The organism is Paraburkholderia sp. 22098 (genome assembly GCF_052045935.1).
Lineage (GTDB): Bacteria > Pseudomonadota > Gammaproteobacteria > Burkholderiales > Burkholderiaceae > Paraburkholderia > Paraburkholderia caledonica.
On sequence record NZ_JBQEPV010000015.1, the window covers coordinates 56,795 to 76,212 of the forward strand.

General features: G+C 58.4%; 18 protein-coding genes. 9 read left to right on the top strand and 9 right to left on the bottom strand.

The genetic code is table 11. From position 1 onward, the window contains the following. Positions 1-168 precede the first annotated feature (168 nt). Genes ACTJLB_RS26255 through ACTJLB_RS26270 form a run of 4 tightly spaced genes read left to right on the top strand, consistent with a single transcriptional unit; the run spans position 169 to position 4,739 of the window. Entirely contained in the window at positions 169-1,137 is a 969-nt protein-coding gene (locus ACTJLB_RS26255; RefSeq protein WP_440784981.1) for an HlyD family secretion protein, read from the top strand. After that, on the top strand, positions 1,134-2,084 hold the full coding sequence (locus ACTJLB_RS26260) for an ABC transporter ATP-binding protein (protein ID WP_410800988.1): 951 nt from the start codon (positions 1,134-1,136) through the stop codon (positions 2,082-2,084). Before ACTJLB_RS26255 ends, ACTJLB_RS26260 begins: the two co-directional genes overlap by 4 nt. Further along, on the top strand, positions 2,081-3,223 hold the full coding sequence (locus ACTJLB_RS26265; RefSeq protein ID WP_440784982.1) for an ABC transporter permease: 1,143 nt from the start codon (positions 2,081-2,083) through the stop codon (positions 3,221-3,223). The genes ACTJLB_RS26260 and ACTJLB_RS26265 overlap by 4 nt, the downstream gene beginning before the upstream one ends. A 10-nt stretch (positions 3,224-3,233) precedes the next feature. Continuing rightward, positions 3,234-4,739 carry an efflux transporter outer membrane subunit gene (locus ACTJLB_RS26270; protein ID WP_440784983.1) on the top strand — a complete coding sequence of 502 codons (1,506 nt, stop codon included), beginning with the start codon at positions 3,234-3,236 and terminating at the stop codon, positions 4,737-4,739. Between the two features lie 23 nt (positions 4,740-4,762). Here the strand turns inward: ACTJLB_RS26270 and ACTJLB_RS26275 are convergent, their stop codons facing one another. Further along, on the bottom strand, positions 4,763-5,149 hold the full coding sequence (locus tag ACTJLB_RS26275) for an ester cyclase (RefSeq protein WP_440784984.1): 387 nt from the start codon (positions 5,147-5,149) through the stop codon (positions 4,763-4,765). A gap of 180 nt (positions 5,150-5,329) precedes the next feature. On the opposite strand from ACTJLB_RS26275, the gene ACTJLB_RS26280 reads away from it, so the two are divergent. The 3 genes from ACTJLB_RS26280 to ACTJLB_RS26290 all read left to right on the top strand — a co-directional run bounded on the left by ACTJLB_RS26280 (position 5,330) and on the right by ACTJLB_RS26290 (position 7,313). Next, a complete protein-coding gene (locus ACTJLB_RS26280) occupies positions 5,330-5,527 on the top strand; it encodes a hypothetical protein (RefSeq protein ID WP_087754329.1) in 198 nt (65 codons plus the stop codon). 138 nt (positions 5,528-5,665) lie between these two features. Next, positions 5,666-6,175, top strand: a complete 510-nt coding sequence (locus ACTJLB_RS26285) for a phasin family protein (protein WP_440784986.1) — start codon at positions 5,666-5,668, stop codon at positions 6,173-6,175. Positions 6,176-6,446: 271 nt separating this feature from the next. After that, positions 6,447-7,313 (top strand): hypothetical protein, encoded by an 867-nt coding sequence (locus ACTJLB_RS26290; protein ID WP_020068494.1) that lies wholly within the window; start codon positions 6,447-6,449, stop codon positions 7,311-7,313. 28 nt (positions 7,314-7,341) lie between these two features. On the opposite strand, the gene ACTJLB_RS26295 is transcribed toward ACTJLB_RS26290, so the two are convergent. The 4 genes from ACTJLB_RS26295 to ACTJLB_RS26310 all read right to left on the bottom strand — a co-directional run bounded on the left by ACTJLB_RS26295 (position 7,342) and on the right by ACTJLB_RS26310 (position 11,762). After that, entirely contained in the window at positions 7,342-7,665 is a 324-nt protein-coding gene (locus ACTJLB_RS26295) for a hypothetical protein (protein ID WP_020068493.1), read from the bottom strand. 22 nt (positions 7,666-7,687) lie between these two features. Continuing rightward, entirely contained in the window at positions 7,688-8,752 is a 1,065-nt protein-coding gene (locus ACTJLB_RS26300) for a sugar-transfer associated ATP-grasp domain-containing protein (RefSeq protein WP_027804713.1), read from the bottom strand. A 79-nt stretch (positions 8,753-8,831) separates the two neighbouring features. Next, the gene (locus ACTJLB_RS26305; RefSeq protein WP_440784987.1) at positions 8,832-10,208 is read right to left on the bottom strand and encodes an undecaprenyl-phosphate glucose phosphotransferase; all 1,377 of its coding nucleotides are present in this window, start codon (positions 10,206-10,208) and stop codon (positions 8,832-8,834) included. A 39-nt stretch (positions 10,209-10,247) separates the two neighbouring features. Beyond that, positions 10,248-11,762 carry a mannose-1-phosphate guanylyltransferase/mannose-6-phosphate isomerase gene (locus ACTJLB_RS26310; RefSeq protein WP_440784988.1) on the bottom strand — a complete coding sequence of 505 codons (1,515 nt, stop codon included), beginning with the start codon at positions 11,760-11,762 and terminating at the stop codon, positions 10,248-10,250. A 613-nt stretch (positions 11,763-12,375) separates the two neighbouring features. Between ACTJLB_RS26310 and ACTJLB_RS26315 the strand changes: the two genes are divergently transcribed. Then, complete coding sequence (locus tag ACTJLB_RS26315; protein ID WP_020068488.1) at positions 12,376-13,623, top strand: O-antigen ligase family protein; 1,248 nt, start codon at positions 12,376-12,378, stop codon at positions 13,621-13,623. A gap of 77 nt (positions 13,624-13,700) precedes the next feature. Then, entirely contained in the window at positions 13,701-14,336 is a 636-nt protein-coding gene (locus tag ACTJLB_RS26320) for a phosphatase PAP2 family protein (RefSeq protein WP_027804712.1), read from the top strand. Here ACTJLB_RS26320 and ACTJLB_RS26325 read toward each other — a convergent pair. From ACTJLB_RS26325 to ACTJLB_RS26340, 4 genes are read right to left on the bottom strand one after another with little or no spacing between them, the layout of a single operon-like run. Beyond that, positions 14,312-15,499, bottom strand: a complete 1,188-nt coding sequence (locus ACTJLB_RS26325; protein WP_087754335.1) for a glycosyltransferase family 4 protein — start codon at positions 15,497-15,499, stop codon at positions 14,312-14,314. The genes ACTJLB_RS26320 and ACTJLB_RS26325 overlap by 25 nt on opposite strands. Positions 15,500-15,551: 52 nt before the next feature. After that, positions 15,552-16,868 carry a lipopolysaccharide biosynthesis protein gene (locus ACTJLB_RS26330; RefSeq protein ID WP_087754336.1) on the bottom strand — a complete coding sequence of 439 codons (1,317 nt, stop codon included), beginning with the start codon at positions 16,866-16,868 and terminating at the stop codon, positions 15,552-15,554. 28 nt (positions 16,869-16,896) lie between these two features. After that, positions 16,897-17,907, bottom strand: coding sequence for a glycosyltransferase family 2 protein (locus ACTJLB_RS26335; protein ID WP_440784990.1), 1,011 nt, complete (start codon positions 17,905-17,907; stop codon positions 16,897-16,899). A gap of 42 nt (positions 17,908-17,949) precedes the next feature. Next, complete coding sequence (locus tag ACTJLB_RS26340; RefSeq protein WP_440784992.1) at positions 17,950-19,401, bottom strand: hypothetical protein; 1,452 nt, start codon at positions 19,399-19,401, stop codon at positions 17,950-17,952. Positions 19,402-19,418 lie beyond the last annotated feature (17 nt).

Sequence of the window (19,418 nt, forward strand, 5' to 3'; positions counted from 1 at the left end):
TGAAAAAACAGTTTGAATTTGAATTCAAATTCACATAGCATTTATTTTACTTCATCCTGGCGGACCGGGCATTCGCGGAAGCATCAGGATGCGGCAATTCCCGGCGATGAAAATGGAATGCCCGCTGAACACGCGCCGCGACCGCAGCACGGAGAGTGAACGAGATCAATGAAGAACTTCATCACATCAATCAGGCGGCCCGCATGGACGCTCTTCTTCGGCGTCCTGCTCATGGGGTGCTCGCGTCACGACGAGAGTGCCTATCAGGGCTATGTAGAGGGCGAGTATGTCTACCTGGGTTCGTCGCAGGCGGGCAAGCTCACGCAATTGCAGGTCTCGCGCGGACAAACCGTCAAGGCAGACGCGCCGCTTTTCGCTCTGGACGTCGTCGACGAAACAGCCGCCCTGCAGCAGGCGCAGGAACAACTCGCGGCTGCGCGCTCTCAGCTCGCCGATATTCAAACCGGCAAGCGCGTGCCGGAAGTCAACGTCAATCGTGCACAACTGGCCCAAGCTGCCGCGAACGCGCGCAAGGCGGCGCTGCAACTCACACGCGACGAAGCGCAATACAGCGCAGGCGGCATTTCGAAAGCTCAGCTCGACGATTCGCGTGCGAATGCGGACGCCACGTCAGCGCAAGTGCGTGAACTTACGAATCAGGTGCAAGTGGCGCGTTTGCCCGGCCGCTCGCAACAGATCAGCGCCCAGCAGGCGCAGGTCGCAGCGGCTGAAGCCGTGGTCGCGCAGGCGCAGTGGAAACTCGATCAGAAGCGCGTCAATGCGCCCGCCGACGGACTGATCTACGACACGCTCTATCGCAACGGCGAATGGGTGCCGGCGGGCAGCCCAGTTGTACAGTTGCTGCCGCCGCAGAACATCAAGGTACGCTTTTTCGTGCCCGAGACGCTGGTTGGCGCACTCACGCCGGGTCGCGAAGTAATCATGCATTGCGACGGTTGCGCGGCGGATGTGCCGGCGAAAATCACCTACGTTTCGAACAATGCGGAGTACACGCCGCCAGTCATCTATAGCAACGAAAGCCGTGCAAAGCTTGTTTATATGATCGAGGCGCACCCTTCCGTTGCGGATGCAACAAAACTTCATCCCGGCCAGCCGGTGACGGTGGTGCTCAAATGAGCAGTGACTCCGACTCCCGCGAGTACGTCATCGACGTGCATGAACTCAACAAGCATTTCGGCGACAAGCACGTCGTAAACAACGTTTCATTGCGAGTGGCGCGTGGCCAGATTTTCGGTTTCCTTGGACCGAACGGCAGCGGCAAGACCACGTGCATCCGCTTGATGTGCGGACTGCTCACGCCCGACTCGGGCACCGGCACATGCCTCGGCTACGACATTCGTCGCGACAGTGCGCAGATCAAGCGCAATGTCGGTTATATGACTCAACGGTTCTCGTACTGGGAAGATCTGACCATTCGGGAGAACCTCGACTTCGTTGCGCGCATTTACCAGATGCGCAACCGGCGCGAAACGGTCGATAAATCGCTCGAAGCACTCGGGCTGCAAAGCCGCGCGAATCAGTTGACAGGGTCGCTTTCTGGAGGCTGGAAGCAACGTCTCGCGCTTGCGGCATGCATGCTGCACGAACCCCGATTGCTGCTGCTCGACGAACCGACCGCGGGCGTCGACCCCACTGCACGCCGCGACTTCTGGGAAGAACTGCACCGCCTCGCGGCGCGCGGCATATCCGTACTCGTCAGCACACATTACATGGATGAAGCCGAGCGCTGCCACAAGCTCGCCTATATCGCCTACGGCAAGCTGCTCGCGCAAGGCACGTCTAAAGAGGTGATCGAGTCGCAGGATCTCGCGACGTGGTCCATTCAAGGCGAGCACCTGAGCGAACTGTCGGAGAAGCTACGTGCAACGCCCGGCGTCGATCAGACCGTTGTATTCGGCGCCGCACTGCACGCGAGCGGGCGGGATCACGCGGCGCTCGAACGCGCCATCAGGCAGGCCACCGCAGGCACCACACTTCGCATGGAGCCCATAGAAACAGGTCTTGAAGACGTATTCATCTATTTGATGAGTCATTCGAAAGACAACTTTGGAGCGCAAACGTGAGCAACGGTACTGCTTTTTCGTTGACGCGCTGGTGGAGTGTGGTACTCAAAGAGTTTCTGCAACTGCGGCGCGATCGCGTCACATTCGCGATGATCGTGGGTGTGCCCATCGTTCAACTCGCGCTCTTCGGTTTCGCAATCAACACTGACCCGAAGCATTTGCCCACTGCCGTCATCGTGCACGATCAGAGCGAGTTTTCGCGCAGTTTCATTGCCGCAATGACCAACTCGGCTTATTTCGACATCGTCGAGACGCTGCCAGACGAAGAAGCCGGGCGCCGCGCGCTCGCGAGGGGCCGCGTGCAATTCGTGCTGAATATACCCGTCGACTTCTCCAGAAGGCTGGTGCGTGGCGAGCACCCTTCGCTGCTGCTCGAAGCCGACGCGACCGACCCTACTGCAACGCAAACCGCCGTTGCCGCGCTGCCGCACCTTGTGCAACCGGTCGCCGACAAGGACATCACAGGACCGCTCGCACATCTGAATGGCGGGCAAAGCGCATTTGGCGTTCAGGTTCACAATCTGTACAACCCCGAAGGCATTACCCAGTACAACGTCGTTCCCGGACTCATGGGCGTAATCCTGACGATGACACTCGTCATGATGACTGGGCTCGCCGTTACTCGCGAACGTGAGCGCGGCACCATGGAAAACCTGCTGGCTACGCCGGTTCTGCCGATCGAGGTCATGACCGGCAAGATCGTGCCGTACGTCGCCATCGGGCTTATCCAGGCATCGATCATTCTGTTTGCGGCGCGCTTCGTGTTTCATGTGCCTTTTGTCGGCAGCCTGATGGCGATTTACCTCGCCGCGCTGCTCTTCATTGCCGCGAACCTGACGGTAGGAATCACCCTGTCGTCGCTCGCACAGAATCAGTTGCAGGCCATGCAGCTTACTGTGTTCTATTTCCTGCCGAATATTCTTCTGTCCGGTTTTATGTTCCCGTTTGCGGGTATGCCGCAATGGGCTCAATTCATTGGCAACCTGTTGCCGTTGACGTATTTCAACCGGCTCATTCGCGGCATTTTGCTCAAGGGCGTCGGATGGACGGACCTTTGGCCCTCGATGTGGCCCATGGCTCTATTTACCGCCATCGTCATGGGAATTGCGCTGCGCTTTTATCGGCGCACGCTCGACTAGGAGAATGTTCATGAAAACACTTCTTCTTGCCTGCGCAGTGGCTTTGAGCGGCTGCACCGTGGGGCCGGACTTTCAGGCACCGGCAGTACCGCGCACGCAAAGTTATACACGCGAGGCATTGCCCGAGCGTACTGTCGAGTCCAACGGAGCGGCGGGCGCCGCGCAGAAATTCAGCCTCACGCCAAGGCCAACATCGATGTGGTGGCGTCAATTCCAGTCAGACGCACTGAACCATCTCGTGGACGACGCATTGCGTGAAAGTCCGACGCTCGCGCAAGCCCGCGCCAAGCTCATAGAAGCGCGCGAAAATTACACCGCACTCGCGGGCGCTACGCAATGGCCGGGCATCGACGCAACTGTTTCGGGTGCAAGGCAAAAGGTAGACCCCGCAGCGTTCGGTATTCCACATGTCGAGAACCCCGGACCGTTCTCTTTATTTAGCACATCGGTCAGCGTTTCGTATGTGTTCGATATCTTCGGCGGCAATCGGCGCGCGCTTGAGGCAAGCATGGCCCAAGTCGACTACGAATCGTATGAGTTCGATGCGGCACGGCTCGCGATTGCGGGAAATGTGGTGTCTACCGCCGTGCGCCGCGCCTCGCTGCAACAACAAATAGCGCTCACGCAGCGGCTTGTCGACGCACAGGCACATCAACTGTCGATCATGGAAGCGCGTTTAGCTGCCGGCGGCGTGTCGCAACTCGACGTTCGCAGCCAGCGCACGCTGCTTGCACAGACTCGCGCGTCTTTGCCGCCGCTCGCAACTCAGTTAGCTGCTGCCGACCATCAGTTGGCCATTCTGCTCGGGAGAGCGCCATCTGAAGCGGATTTCGACACCCTTACTTTCGACGCGCTGCATCTGCCAGTCGATATTCCAGTGGCTTTGCCGTCAACACTCGCTCGTGCGCGGCCGGACATCCAGGCGTCGGAAGCTTTGCTGCATCAAGCCAGCGCAAATGTGGGCGTCGCCACGGCGAACCTGTATCCGCAATTCGTGTTGTCGGCGGGAATCGGCTCGGAACGCACGCGCATTAGCGACATTGTGAATGGGCTGAACGTGTGGAATATCGGCCTCAATCTGACTCAGCCGATCTTTCACGGCGGCGAACTGCACGCGAAGAAACGCGCGGCGCAGGCTGTGTACGACGCGGCATTTGCGAGCTATCGGCAAACCGTGCTGGAAGCATTGCAACAGGTCGCCGACTCGCTGACGGCAATGCAGAACGACGCACGAGAACTTCAGGCGCGCACCGAGGCCGCACAGGAGGCCGAGGCGAGCCTTGGCGTTGCGGCTCAGCAATATGCGGCCGGCGGAATCAGCGAGTTTGCTCTACTCGATGCTCAACGTCAGATGTTGCAAACCGCACTCGATCAAACGCGGGCTCAAGCAAACCGCTTCACCGACACCGCTGCGCTGTTTCAGGCGCTTGGCACGCAGCCTGACAGCCAGGCTGAGGGTTCGCCTAGGGGTTCGCCTGGGGATCCGCTTGGGAGTCCGCTTGGCAGCAACCCATAGCCGCCTGCTCGCTTTGCGTGGCATTACAACTGCGCTTCGATAGCCGCCTTATCGATCACGGACCACACCTGACCAATTCTTTCGCCGCGGAATTCATAGAACACATTTTCGGTGAAAGTCACCGTTCTGCCGTTGACGTCGAGACCGAGAAATTTTCCTTTCGGTGTGCAATTGAAGCGCAGCCGTGCCGCTACATACGCGGGGTCGGTCACCATCAGTTCGATGTCGAAATGAAGGTCTGGAATCTCCTCAAAATTCCTCTCCAGCATCGTGCGATATCCCGACAAGCCGATCCGCTGATCGTTGTAGTAAACGTCGTCATGGACGAATTGCGTCAACCTGGTCCAATCCTGACTATTAAGGCACGCAATGTAGCTTCGGTACACGTTCGATAGATCCGGCTCAGTCATGGCAAGTTTCCATTTCTCGTCCAGGTGAGTGGGTTCCAGCATAACCGCTCGAAAGCTGGAATTGCGTAGTCGCGTTTCTCGAAACGACGGTACTGTGCGCGGCATACGCATTGCTGTCTCGTCGCAATGCGGCGCGCTCCTTGCGTCGTCTCTCGCCTCAACAGACGTTATTTCACGACCATGAAAAATTCGGCTTTGTGGGTCAACGCGTGCGCAGCCGCGCTCGCCATCGCGCTGGCCGGCTGCAACCGCTCCGGTACTTCGTCGACAGATCAGGCGAGCGGTGCGGCCGCAGTAAGTGGTGCCGCGCAAAGCGGGCCTGCCGTGTCGGCGCCCGCCACTGCGGCAAGCGACGCGCCTGCAGGCGCAAGTCAATAGTAATTTGACGCTGGCAGCCGCGCCACTGGCGAATTGCCGACATGCGTTCGATCCGTTTGCATGGCGAGGAATAGCCGTTGCTTGAACACTGCGCGTTGTTGCGCATTCCCTCCCCCCGCACTGATACGGAGCACCCTTATGAACGCTGTTGTATTGACCCAGCCGGAAGTTGGCCACGAAGACAACGCAATTGTCGCCTACCAGATGGCGGCGAAAGCAGTTGCCGGACTCGAGAAAGTGGTCGAATTGAATATGCAGACCGTCAAGACGTCCTTGTCCGAGCAGCGGGCGCTTGTCGATGCCGCGCTTTCTTCGGTATCGCTGGATCAGGTAATCGATCTGCAATTCCAGCAAATCCCCGCCGCAATGAAGAAGACCTGCGCGTATTGGGGGCATGTCGAAGACATCGCCGTGGATACGCATAACGAGCTTGCAGGCGTGCTCCAGGACAGCGTAAGCAGCTACCTGTCCACGCTGTTTTCGTTTTTTGGCAGCGCCGCTTCGATCGGCATTGCACCGGCGGAACGCACCACCGTAACAAGCCCGCTCGTGATTGACGAGCCGCCAGCCACGCAAAGCGGACCTGTCGCAATCCTGGACAGTGCTGGCAATGTCGTGTCGTCCACAGGGCGAACCGATCTGCACTGACTTAACGCAAGGTGGCGCGGCTAAGGCGTGTTCGCCTGCCGCGCCCTCGCGGCCGGGGCGACGTGAAAGGGCGTTAACGGCCATTACACTCAACGTTTCGCGACAAATGTCCTACATTTAGGGTCTTCACTAATATCGAAATCTGTCGCGTGTTTATCATTGGGCCACATGCATTCCAGGCAGAGGCGCGTGCGCCGTCCGCCCTCTCGGGTCCGATCAGTTTCGGGCCCCGCCTGCTTCCCACCGCACCAAATTTCCCAATGGATAGACTATGAGTAGCGCACGTTTCGCGTCGTTTTGGCATGGCCCAGAGCTTTCGGCCTATGAGGTGGCCTGTTTGAGTTCGTTCACCGCCTATGGCAGTGATGTAGCGCTTTATACGTATGGCGAGGTACAGAACGTACCCAAGGGCGTGATCGTCAAGGACGCAAGCGAAATTGTGAAATCCGACGCGTTAACAGCATTTTCTATTGACGGTACCCCGTCAATGGCGCATTTCACCGACTATTTTCGCTTCGTCATGTTTACGAAGACGGACGAAATCTGGGTTGACACCGACATGCTGCTTTTGCGCGCGTTTGATCGCAGCCTGGAGGGCAACATTATCGGGCGGGAGTCGGCCACCAGCATCTGCACCGCTCTGCTGCGCCTCGATCCCGCCGATCCGCGCCTGCTTGAGCTTTTACAACGGATCGAGGCGATGAAAGGCACCTCCATAAAATGGGGTGACACAGGTCCGCGTTTGCTGACGTCCGTATATGGCGTAAATGCAGGAGTACCAGAAAGCGACTTCTATCCGGTACATTTCGACGATTACTACAAGGTATTTCTTCCGCAGTACTTCGACGAGTGCGCAGCGTTGTGCGCCAATTCGTACTCGCTGCACCTCTGGAACAATCGCGTTGTGAAGATGGGTTTGTTCAAAAGAGTCGGACCGCCGCGAGGCTCATTCCTTCATCACGTCTTCGAGCAAATCGGCGCGAACAAACTTTTCCGGGAGTTTTATCCCGCGAACGTCATGCAGGCGATGATAGATAACGTCGAGCAAAAGGTCGGGCGCGACGAGGGCTTCCGCAAGCTCTTGCAAATTGGCATGCCGGTCGTAAAGACGGCAATTGTGAAGCGTCTGGGGGTTTGAGCACTTGAGCGGCCGCGTGGCCGTTCGGTCATGCGCCTCGCGCGACTTCGATAAGTTCCTTCACGCGCCGCGCGATATTCGTCAACAAGCCCTGCGACGACCCGCCCTGCTGCTGGCGGTGCGGCATGCGCTGCAAGTCTTCCCAGTCGCTTTCCAGCGCGCGGGCGTGGCCCTCCGGCGTGAACGGCCATTCCATTGCGACCGCGCGCGCATGCGCGGCGCTCTGAGCTTGCCCTGAGCGCTCCACATACGCATTGATAGCCGACGCTTCACGCTGCGCCGCTTCTCGCGAAGCCATAGCAATGAAGTCGTCGGGTCCCTCAATATGGACGCACCACAATTGTTCGCTCACGCGCGTTCCTCGCTGAATACCGTCATAAGGCGCTACCCTTCAGCAGTTCCCACTTCAGGTCCTGAAAGCAGGGACCCTGGGTCGCCTCACTGAACTTCACATCGTTGTGTTCGCCGTTCCATTCCATGATCTGCACCTTGCCGTCACTGTCGACTGTCACGTCCCACCCAATGCATCGCGCAAACGGCACCTTGCGATGGAGTTGCAGAACGGTATCGATGCAATCGCTGAACGCAGGCATTTTCAGTCCGGCGAACCTGACTTTGGAATCGGGGTGCTCTTCAGTCGCGCCCCAATCGCTCATGAAGCCTTTGCGAGCGAATTCACCCGTTACCAGGTCCACGGGCACACAAACTTCGTCGTCCACCGTGATATGGGTATGACTTGCCCTGCCCACGCGCAAAAATGCGGCGCGCAGCGAGGCGCGGCCAAGGTCGTCCACCGCCGTGGTGAGGCGTAAGGTCGCGACCGAGTTGGCAGCGAACGCGCTCAGCAATGGATGCTGAACGATGAACTTCTGTATTACTCCGTTGCCGAGCGATTTGATGAGATCGCAGTCGAACGACTTCCGGTCGAAGAAATGAATGCCTTTGCCTTGCCCTGAGCCGTCCAGTTTGAAGACGACCTTATCGCAGTCGCGGAACACCGCGTCTTCGAGCTCGCGCTCCGGGACCACCACGTTGCGGTCCGTAAAGAACAGGCCATTCGCGAAGTAGGCTATATCGGGAAACGCGTCACCGCCGAAGATGACCCGCGACATGGGCTTCAGGTTCGAGATCCTGCCGTAGCCGCCTTTCATATTGGGCACGACCACGCCGCCGTAAAAGTTGTCGGGGATCCAGCCTTCCTTGAACGTGCCGCTGAACGCAGCGTAAACGCGAAGCCAGGGTGCGTAGATCGCATCGCCGAATACGTCGAGTGCATACGTATCGGCTTGCTTGAGAGTCGCCGGGTCCGCTGGTCCGTATTTCTTCTCCAGTTGCCGCAGGACGCGCTTAGCCTGCACGCCATGCACCCGGTGGAATGCGTATCGCCCCACGCTCTTTATTGAACGTCTGGCTACTGTCTCAACGTCGATCAGTTTCATAGTCCCCTCCCCCTTCTGATTATGCTTGAGCTCCGCAGGTACTTCACTGCATTACTGGGGCCTCGATCCAACGGACGGATCAGTAAGCGTTGGGATGATGCAGCCCCTTGAATACAGTCGCGAAAATGATCTTGACGTCGAGCGCGAACGACCAGTTCCGAAGATAGTACAAATCGTGCGCTACGCGGCCCTCCATCTTCTCGATGCGGTCCGTCTCCCCGCGAAAGCCATTGATTTGTGCCCATCCGGTGATACCTGGCTTGATCCGATAGCGGTGAATATAGCCCGATACGATGTGCTGATAAAGGTCGTCGTGCTCGAGCGCGTGCGGCCTCGGCCCCACGACGGACATGTCGCCACGCAGCACGTTGAAGAACTGCGGCAACTCGTCAAGGCTCGTACGCCGCAAGAATCGTCCGACCCTCGTGATGCGGGGGTCGCCACGCGTAGCCTGCTCAAGCACTCCTTCCTTCTTCGCATGCAAGCGCATACTCCGGAACTTGTAAATCATAAAGACGCGACCGTCCGCGCCCTTTCGGCATTGCTTGAAGAACACAGGACCGGGCGAACTGAGCTTCACCGCTATCGCACACGCGAGAAGAATCGGCGAGACAGCAATCAACGCAATCAGTGCGAAGATGCGATCGAACAGTTCTTTCTTCACGAGAGCGTTTGGCGGCAATGGCGAGGCGGCCAGGTTGATGGTTGGAAAGCCGAGCAACTCGGTCACGCTTCCATCGAAAAGGGCAAGCGCCCGGACATCCGGCATGAAGCGCACATTGATCAGATCGTTGCGGAATTCATCGACCAGTTCCAGAATCGCGCGCTCTTCCGACAAAGGCAACGCCAGCCACACTTCATCTATCTGCTGCTCGCGCACGTATTTCGCGAACGCGGCACGCTGCTCGAACACGGGCACGGACATCGTGGTTTCCTTGTCCGGACGCAGGTTGTAGACAGCGTTTGCACGAAAGCCTGCGGCTGGCTCCATCTCCATCTTGCGCAAGATTTCGTCGCAATGTTCTCCGCACGCGGCGACAGCGACGTTCTGGAGATTCAACCCTGCGTTGCGCACTCGACCGAGAAGAACATGGGTCACCATGCGCCCCGCGATCATTGCGCCGCCAGCGATGCCAGTCCAGTACACAAACCATAACCGGGAGACGAAATCGATGCGGTGCAACGAGAACATCAATGCAAGCGCGCAGGCCTGCACCACGAGCCAGCCAAGCGCCACCTGCCCGGCGAGAACGCGTTTCGACCGGCCGCGCCACGACTGATAGACGCCCAGTGCCGGAAACACAGCGAGCGAAAACGCCGCCGCGAACGCGACAAATGCCAAGTAGAAGTTTCGTTGCGCGAAATCGTCGAAGCGAATGTGAGACGCGGCCACCGCGCCTCCGAGGATCATCGCCACATCGAACAGCCTGGCCATCAGACCTGTGATCAATCGCATAGCAGTTCCCTCGTACGCTCTCTGGTTCGCCACGGCCGATCAACCAGCACGGCCATACTTATCGTCGAATCGAACGATGTCGTCTTCGCCGAGATAGGTTCCGGACTGCACTTCAATGATCTGAAGCGGAACGCAACCGGGATTCTCGAGCCGGTGACGAATACCCAGCGGGATATACGTCGACTCGTTTTCGCCAAGAAGGAATTGTTCTTCGCCGCGCGTGACGAGAGCGGTACCACTCACCACGATCCAATGCTCTGCGCGGTGATGGTGCATCTGCAGCGACAGGCGCGCGCCCGGCATCACAACAATTCGCTTCACCTGGAAACGGTCGCCCTGATCGATCGAATCGTAAAAGCCCCACGGGCGACGCACCTTTCTGTGCGCATCCGCTTCCGGTGACTTCTCCGCCTTGATACGCGACACGAGTCCCTTGATGTCCTGCACGTGCGAACGGTCAGCCACCAGAACAGCGTCGTCCGTCTCGACGACAATCAGATCGTTCGTACCGACGCATGCGAGCAGTCGGCCACCTTGCGAGCGAGCGTAAGTTGCCGTCGCGCCTTCGAAGAGAACACGTCCGCTCGACGCGTTGCCGCAATCGTCTTTCTCCATCGCCTGCCACACGGCGTCCCACGACCCCAGATCCGACCAGCCGGCCTCGAGCGGCACGACCACGCCCGAGAAAGGCGATTCGGGCTTGCCTAGATGTTCCATGACTGCGTAGTCGATCGAGTCCGACGGCGACTGCAAGAACGCTTCTGCGTCGGGAACGACACAGCCGTCGGTGACCTTGGCGCCTTCATAAGCTCGAACGCATGCATCGTGTATTTGCGGCTGGAACTGACGGATCACGGAGAGCCATACGGATGCACGTACTACGAACATGCCGCTGTTCCACCAGTAATTGCCGGACTCGACGTACTGCGCGGCCAACTCGGGCGCTGGCTTCTCGACAAAACGTTCGATTCGATGCGCGCCGTCCGACAGTGCACTGCCGAGGCGGATATACCCAAAGCCCGTGTCCGGGCCGGTAGGCGGAACGCCCAGCGTGGCAATAGCGCCCGCGTCCGCGTGGCGAGCCGCAATTTCAATTGCCTTATGGAGCGCCGTCAGATCTGCAATCGCATGGTCCGCAGGCATCGCGACGAGAATTACGTCCGTGCCCTCAGATGCTGCTGTCAGCGCGGCAAGGGTCAGGGCAGGCGCTGTATCGCGGCGACCGGGCTCGACGACGATACGGGCATTCACGCCACTTTCGCGAGCCTGCTCAGAAGTTGCGAAATAATGTTCGGCACCGCACACAATTACCGGATCGGGCACGACGCTCCATAGCGGATTGAAGTCGTCCATCCGGTTCATCGTGGCCTGCAACAACGTCTTGTCGCCAATCACATCGATCAGCTGCTTCGGGAACTGCTCACGCGACACAGGCCATAGACGCGTGCCCGAGCCGCCTGCGAGAATGACTTGCGCGAGCGGGGGGCATTCCCGCGATGCTACGTGCTGAGCTTCGAAGTCGGTCTCGCCGGCGGTTGCAAAAACTTTATCCATTTATCGCTCCAAGACATATGGGCCGGACAGCGATTAATCGCATAAGCGCCGACGAAATACGCTATACGTCGGCACTTTCCGGTCTCACATGTGATCAATGACGGGGTGTGGGCATCAACGGGCTACGCGAGCCGTTCTGTCCGCGTAAAGCAAGGATGCACACCGGGTTCTCGTCCGTGAGCGTCCACCCTTGGGCACTCAGGCAGCAGCGGGTCGCTCACGAAAAAACAAACGGCATACATATCGGCGTGGCGCCAGAATGCAGATGCCACTGAAGCATTACTCGATGTGATCAATCATAGACACCTCACGCTGCACCACAGCAATCGTGGCGCGAACAGTTGAGGTTTTGGCCAGCGTGGTGGCATTAGCGAGCGCGCACGTCTGCGAGACCATTGTTATCGCCCGCCGTCTGTGCGGCAGCGCGTGGAAATCAGTGCCTATACGTGGTACCTTCGTGGGTGCTTGGATAGCTCATTCATCCATACGCAGGACCCAATTCAATTCAGGTTCGTCGCCCCGCTGCGGCGCGCCGCATCTCCAACCAGGTTGTATTCGCACGTAATGGCCATGTCATTGCAAGCTATGCGCCATTTGTTTTTCGGGAGTCGCAATGGCTTACATTTCGCTACTTGCGTTGTTTCTTACTGTTACGAATCTCGTGCCACTTAGCGCGGTCGGCTTTGTACCGATCGTTCTTTACTCATGGCGTTTTTTTGGCCGGCGCTATCCGGCTTTTATTACACCATTGACGGCACTCACCGCCTTTATCGTCGTATCCACGCTGCTTTACGATCCGAAATCGTTTACCGAATTCGAGTTTTACCGGCGCGACGGCAACTTCTTCATTTCCTACGCTCCCATTTTTGCCGGTTGCCTCTATGTGCATCGGCTGGATCTGAACAAAGTGCTTCGCACGTTCTTCATCTTCGCGGTTGGGATCAACATCCCGCCATACGCTTACTACGTCGTCGAGACCGGCATACTGAGCATCTTCACGAACCCGGACAACAGCTTCGGCAGTTACTTCATCGCGCGCAACGCAGCGGGCGGATTCTTTGCCATGCTGTTCTGCCTGGGTGTTGGATGCTATCTGCAAAAGCGCAGCAAACTGCTGCTCGCGCTGATCGCGGCCAACGCAATGATGCTGTTTTCAACATACAGCCGCGGCTCACTGCTCGGTGCCGCAGCAGTACTGCCATACCTGTACTTCGGCCGTAAGCGCTGGCTACTGGCTGTGTTGATGGGCGGTCTGATTGCGGGCTCCCTTGCAATGGCCTTCTTCCATACCGACGGGACCATCGACTACATGGGCTACCCATTCAATATCCACAATCAGGATGCCAAGGTCGCCAACCTCAACATCCGCTATGAATGGCTGTGGCCGCGCGCCCTCGCCTATTTTGAGCAAAGCCCGATCGTGGGCCTCGGCTTCGGTTCATTCGACGATCACATCGGCACTGTAACGTCGTACTTTCACCTGTTCGGTGCACCTTCCGACATCGTGGTCGAACACAGCGATTCGCACGCTCATAACTCTTACCTGAATGCGCTCGCCGAAACGGGTGTGGTGGGCCTGTTCCTCACGCTGACTTTCTTCTGGAAGCTGGTGGAGTGGAGTAAAGATGGAGCGGCTGCCAGCGCGTTGGTCGGAGGCGGCCAGAACTTTTCCGCGTTCCGCTTCGTCGAAATCTCGTCCGTGTGTTTGCTGGTCATGGCGGCAACAGAGCATCGGCTCGTATCGCCTTCGAACGTTTTGATACTCTCGCTCGTCATCTCCCTGCTGCTGGCGTCACAATCCGCCAATGCGATCACTGCGGAATTCAATCGGCGCAAATCGCTGGCCCGCCGTCGCGTCTAAGAAGTTGCTACGCCTGCTGCGCTCTAGCGGGAACGTCAGTTCCCGCTAGAGCGAAACCCAACAAGAACGGGAACCCTATGTGGACAGTATTCACCAACATAGGCGATGCCGCCGTCACCTTACCCGTGGCCGCTGTCTGCGCCTGCTGGATCGCTCTCTTTAACGTCAAGCTCGCCTTCCGGTGGATCGTGATGCTTGCTGCCGGCATCGCCATTGTCGGCGCGAGCAAGATCTTCTACGCCGGCTGGGGCATCTCTTTTCCCGCTTCGCACTTCCGCGTGATTAGCGGCCACGCGATGCTGTCGACATGCGTGTGGATGGTCGCGCTCGCACTGCAATTGAAGTGGTGGCGTCTGCCGCCGTCGCTAGGAATTGCAGCTGGAATGGGAATCGGCGCGCTAACGGGCGTATCCCGCCTGATGGACCTCTCGCATACCTTGCCGGAGGTGATTGCAGGGTGGATTCTTGGCGCGATCGTAGGCCTGATGTTCCTGCGAAAGGCCCTTTCCGAGCAGTCTGAACGTGCGCGGCCCGCATGGTTGGCCGCGAGCCTTCTGTTCGTTTGCGCGCTCGCCTATGGACACCAGGCGCCGCTTCAGCGGCTTATTGAAACGCGGTCACCGCAAATACACAGCCACGCTCACTCGATCATGGCTCTTGCAGGCCGCGTCAAATATCGCATTCAAACTTACGAAGGCACGCTCGCCAGATGACGTTCGTCGACAGCCCGCTCGCGCACGAGGTACGGGCGGAGCTGTTCGATTGAGCTGCGCAGAAGCCGTGCGTCAATGAAATCCGTCAATGCGGTTTTAAAGTTCTCAGTCGAGAACCGTTCGGCATTCTGGCGGCAATTGACCGGGTCGAACAACGTAGCATTGCGCTCAAACCGCGTTACGGCTTCGAGCAAAGACTCAGCCGTCTGCTCACCGAAGAAGACACCGGTTGGCTGCTCGAGTGGCAAGCCTACAACCGATTCCAGTGCGCCTCCCCTGCCGAACGCGATCACAGGCGTTCCGCATGCCTGAGCCTCCACAACGGAGATGCCGAAATCTTCTTCTGCAGCGAACACAAAAGCGCGAGCGCGCCGCAGATGATCGACCAGCACTTCCAGAGGCTGGTGGCCGAGGATCGTCACGTTGGGGCCCGCGACCGCCTTTATGCGCTTCATTTCCGGACCGTCGCCGATCACCACGAGCTTGCGCTCCGGCGTCTGCGAGAAAGCCCGCACGATCAGGTCTATGCGCTTATACGGCACCATGCGTGATGCGGTCACGTAGAAGTTCTCTTTCTGCGTGCACATGACCATGTTGTCGAGATCGACCGGCGGATAGATAACCGTAGCGTCGCGCTGATACGCCTTCCTGATTCTTCGCGCAATGAAGTGCGAATTCGCAAGCAGATGGTCCACGCCATTCGCCGAACGCGAATCCCAGCCGCGGATGTAGTGCAACAGCGCACGGGCCATGATGGACTTGAGGCCCTTGTTCAGGTGCGATTCGCGTAGATACTGATGCTGGAGATCCCACGCATATCGAATCGGCGAATGAACATAGCTGATATGAATCTGATTGGGGCCCGTCAGCACGCCCTTGGCCACCGCGTGCGAACTCGAGATAACGAGGTCGTAGGCAGACAGGTCCAGTTGTTCGATTGCGATCGGCATCAACGGCAGATATGCACGATAGCGTTTCCGCGCAAAAGGCATCTTCTGAATGAACGACGTGTTGACGGGCTTGCCCTTCACACAATCGCGATCTTCGAGAAAGTCGACAATCGAGAAGATGTCCGCTTTCGGGAAACATTCGACGATGCTCTTTAAAACCTTCTCTGCGCCGCCCGAAACCACGAGCCAATCGTGAACAATAGCGACTTTCACTTCAACCTCCTGTGAGATTACGCGCCGGACGCTTCAGCGCCGGCAATCCGGTTCAGTCGTCCTTGGTCGCGCCTGCCTGGGCTCTTGCGCCCCATGCAAGCCCCAGCATTCCTGCAGCGCGCCGCGCGCCCGGCACGAGCCCAACCAATTCGAGCCGGACCATGATGACCATCAGGATCACGGCGAGGGTCGCCTCGCCGATGACCCGCGCAGTTGCCATGCCAATTGCTCCGAAGCGCGGCGCGAGAAGCAGCGCCGCGGCCAGATTGACGAGGCCGGAGGCTACTCCTGCAAACGCAAGCAGCCGGTCCTTTCTGCGCGGAACGAATACATAGAACGCGACGAACTCGTTGAATGCGACGAACGGGAACATCCACGCAAAACATTGAAGAACTCGAGCGGCAGGCTCGAACGCCGGCCCGAGAATCAGCGGCAAGACAAAGGGCGACAACGTCATTGCGCCGCAAAAAACGAGTAGGCCATAGCCGAGCAGAAGCGCCGCGCCCTGGCGAGTGGTCGCATGCGCGCCGTCCTTGTCGCCTTGAGCAAGCTGCCGCGAAATCGTCGGGACGAATACCTGCGATGCGGGGCCCATCAGGCTGAGCGCAATAGTCGCGAAGCGCTCAGCCGCGCCGAAATACCCTACCTGAGCAGGCGTGGACAACAACGTCAGCAGATACGTGGACGACGCCGTGAGTACCACGGAGCCCGACGAATAGCAGAACAGCATCGTCGAGCTGCGAATCAGCGGCATCACGCCTTGTAGTTTCAGACGCGGCAATCCGAGTTGTGAAGTGGTAATGCCATACGAAATGATCGACGACGCCACTCCCGCAATCAGCAGGCTCGCAAGCACCCACACCGAATCTGAGGGTTCCTTCACGAAGCTCAGCACCAGCACGAGGCTCACAGCGAAGCCGAAGACCTCGATCATGATCGGCGTACGAAAACGCTGACGCCCCTGGAATAGCCAGCCCAGATTCAATGCCGAGACGATGCCGAGCAATGTAGCCAGTACACCGATAAGAGGTCGCTCAGACAATGTCGGCGAGCACATGGTGGCGACGAGGCCGATGCATCCGCCCAGCGCGGCCAGCAAGAGCCGCGCGCTGACGTGCAGCGAGTAGATGGAATTGCACTCTTGCACCGAATGCGCCTTCGAGACTTCGCGCATCCCAACAAACGTGAATCCGTAGCTCACGAGCATCCAGATCACGTTCATGAGCGACATTGACGCAAGCACGCGCCCGTACTCGGACACGCCGAGAATTCTTCCGTAAAACGGCACCACGATGATGAGGTACACGTACCTCATCAAATATCCGCCGTAAACAAACGCAATGACGCTTGCGTTGTCTCGTCTTTCCATTCCGTTCTCCAATTGCGTATTCCTGACTTTAGCGCTGCGCCACGCGTCGGCGTGCGAGCGGGTTCGATATGTAGCGAACGACGAAGTCAGAAAGTGGCGAGTACGGTACGAGGCACAGGCCGGAAAGAAACAGCGTGCCGAACTTCTTCTTCACGCTCCAGAAAGGATTAGCCACGATTGCATGCAGGTAGCCGCGCGAATCGTGCAACATCCAGCGCCACCGATGAACGAGCGTCGCCCGATACACGCTTGAACAGAAGATCGCCTTCTCGTGGCCAAAATCATGAAATGTCGCGGGCAGTTCGATCTCCAGACGCGACCTCGCAATATTTCTCAGGATCGCCCAGCGCATGCCCAGCGCCTTCGGCGCCTTGGAGATCTGCTCCGAATTGGCGAAGGACACCGTGCCGCCGTCGGCGTTATGCACGCGATAGCCGCCAAGCGACTTGCGCACCGTGGCTACCGGGCCGACTAGTGCAGCGCCGTAGATCGCAAAGAAGTCGGCGCCGTAGCGATTGATTCCCGGCGCGGGAATAGGAAACACCTGCTTAAGTGCGCTTACCCGATACGCGTTGCCAGAGGCCGGCGGCGACGGATAGAGCCAACCCGCCTGCAGGAGTTCTCCGCAGTTGGCGGGCGGTTCGGTGTTTGGCACGTACGCCCCTGTCGCCGTTCCGCTTGCGTCCATGACGTCGAGCCGGAACTGCACTTTCGCCCAGGAGCCGCTGTTAAAGACCTGCATTACTTCCGACACAGCGCTCGGATACAGGATGTCGTCCGAATCGAGAAGGATCGCGTATTCCGTTTCCAGCGTACTGATCGCGTGGTTGTATGCGGCAACCTGGCCGCCGTTTTCCTGAAAGATCGCGGTAATCCGGCTACCGTAGCTTTCTATGATTTTCCGCGATCCGTCAGTCGAACCGTCGTCGAGCACGACAACCTGCGTGCCTGGATAGTCCTGGCTGAGCGCGGAATCGATCGCGGCCGCTAGATAGCGTTCGTAGTTGTAGTTGCATATGACAACTGTGACCTGGTTCATGGCATTCGACGCTATTTTGAAATTTTCGGTGAGTCGGAATTGCTACGCAAGCGAGCGGACGGCGATATAAGCAAGGTGAGTTGGCGGATCGTTTTCGGCGCCATTGACTTTGTCCGGCACCTTGAATCGCAGTTGCAAACCGTCGTTACTCCATGTGGTCGTAATGGCATCAGGTGCACTTACTGTGCCCGTCACCGCGTCTATGAAATCAATCTTTACTTCTCGGCCCGAAGGCCGCTTAAGCCCCGCCACTGTCACAGCGCGCCAGCCCGCGGATCCATTAACCTGCAGCACGATGTCATTGCCGGAGCGCAGACCGCTACCGGATGCGCCTGGACCAAATTGCAACGGGTTCGTCAAACTTGCCAGCGAGCCCGAAACAGTCTGATGAAGTACGACGAGGCTTCTGCCCGACGCGTTGTAGGTCCGCCTGGGTGGACCGCGATGAGTTAGACGGAACGGCTCGTATCCGTCCCAGTGATAGATCATGGACACGTACTTGTTGGGTTCGTTCCAGTTACGATCGAGCGCCCACACCGCGAAGTCAAAGAGGTACTCCGGCAGGTAATGCGGATTCTTCATATACGCATCGCCGATTTCGGTCTGCCAGATACCGCGCGCCGGGCCGTTCTTCACGTACTGCTGATACAGCGGATCGAGATCGGCGACGCCCAGGTAGTGCGTGTCGAGATAGTCGACCCAGTCCAGCATGCGTTCATTCGAAGCGGGACTTCGGTACTCGAGCCACTTGCAGAAATTGGACACGCCGCCCTGATCGGGCCAGCCGCCGTAGACGATATACGCGTTGTACTTCCGGATGATGCGGGCGGCAGGTAGATGCACACGTTCAACGTAGTCCTGCATCGCACGGTCGTACGGCTTCGCGTGCTTTTCATCCTTGTTGAAGTTCGGACCGTGCCAGAAGGTAGCCTGCGGTAAACCGCCGGACAATTTCCCGGCCGCCTCGTTCCAGATCTGGAAATAGCGCAGGTTGAACGGCGGTGCGGAGTACTTACGCACAACTGCCTCGACGTAACGGGTCCACGCCCGGACATCCACGGGCGCAGAATTGCTGTCACCGGGCACGGTGGCATTCCACGGCGGCGTATAGCCGAGCAGCAACAGCGACTTGATGCCATTGCGGTTGTTCAGTAGCAGCGCTGACGGAAGATCGTTGTCGAACTGCGATCCGGTCTTGTCGACACGCATGGGCTCAGTGGGTGAATCCGGCTGACCGGGGCCAACCGAATCGCGCCCCCAGGTGATGCCCATTTGCCGCCACATCTCGACGTCGTTGCTTGCGCCAGCCCATCCATTCGAGCCGATCAGGTCCGTGATCCTGCGACCGCCCGTACTTCCCGAACTTCCCGCTTGCGGCACTGTACCGGCCGACGCCGAAGTCTTGCCGCGCGCAAGCGGTATGGCCGCACCAAAAAGGGCGGCGATTGTTCCCAACGCCCGACGTCTGCCGACACTCTTTCGAATGCGAAACATTGGCCTGCCTACCGACA